Source organism: Nitrospirota bacterium (assembly GCA_040755395.1).
Classification (GTDB): domain Bacteria; phylum Nitrospirota; class Nitrospiria; order Nitrospirales; family Nitrospiraceae; genus DATLZU01.
Map to the genome: position 1 here is coordinate 1 of JBFMAX010000058.1, position 1,301 is coordinate 1,301.

Below are 1,301 nucleotides of genomic sequence, written 5' to 3' on the forward strand. Positions count from 1 at the left end.
GAGGTACAATCAAAAAGTGTGTAAATAGACAAAAGGCGGTGTATCCTAAATCTTTAAATGTTGAGCTCGAAATCAACAAAAGAAAAGGAGACACCACCCATGCGAAAGGGTATCACTGAGGCAGCAAAGCAGCCAAGCAGGACGTATGATATGTTGGAGGAAATGGTTCGGTTGAAGGCGCAGGAATATATCCAGGACATTTTGGAAGAAGAGGTTGAGGAATTTCTGGGGAGGAAGAAATCCGAGAGGATGAAAGTAATTGATGGCACTCGGGGATATCGGAACGGGTACGGGAAGCCGAAGAAATTCGCATTAATGAACGGTACGATTACAGTCCAGCGGCCTCGCATGAGAGGCACAGAGGAGCCCTTTGAGAGCAAGATCATGCCGTATTTTAAGCGTCGGACAAAAGAGGTAGGGCAGCTTCTGCCGGAGCTGTATCTGCACGGATTGGCCAAAGGTGATTTTACATTGGCGTTACGGGGACTGCTGGGAGAAGGAGCGCCGTTGTCGGCATCATCAATAGATCGGTTGAAAGCCAAATGGCAGTTGGAGTATGAGGAATGGAAAGGCCGGGATTTATCCGGGCTTGAAGTAGTGTATCAGTGGGCCGATGGGATATATGTAAAGGCCGGACTTGAAAAAGACAAAGCAGCTCTTCTTGTAATAATTGGGGCGCTCACCAACGGACATAAAGTATTCTTGGCCTGTGAGAGCGGCTATCGTGAGAGCAAGGAATCATGGAGCGGGGTTCTGAGAGATATGGCCGCCAGGGGGCTCAAACTTGGCAGCATGACGATTGCGGACGGGCATCTTGGCATATGGTCAGCCCTTGCAGAGCTACATCCTAAGGGCAACGAGCAGCGGTGCTGGAACCACAAGATCAGAAACGTGTTGGACTGTTTCCCTAAGAGGATACGGTCTGAGGCCGCTGAATATCTCAAGCGTATTCCCTATGCTGAGACTGTTAAAGAATGCGTAAAACTCAGGAATGTATTTGTTGAACGGTATGGGAAGGATTATCCGAAGGCGGCAGAGAAACTCATGACCGACTGGGATCGGATGGTGACATTCTATTCGTACCCGAAGGAGCACTGGGTGCATCTTCGGACGACCAACGTAGTGGAATCACCGTTCAGTTCGGTAAGGCTGAGAACGGATGCGGCAAAGCGTTTCAAGAAGATCCAAAATGCAACGGCGATGATCTGGAAGCTCCTTCAGGTTGCAGAAAAGAGCTTCCGGACTTTGAAAGGATTCTGGTTATTGTCTGATGTGTATGCAGGGAGAAAGTTCGTCGATGG

Annotated in this window: 1 protein-coding gene; it reads left to right on the forward strand. The window is 49.1% G+C overall.

The features are described 5' to 3' along the window. Positions 1 to 99 precede the first annotated feature (99 nt). A partial coding sequence (locus AB1555_20130) for an IS256 family transposase (protein MEW6248987.1) occupies positions 100 to 1,301 on the forward strand: 1,202 nt, incomplete at its 3' end.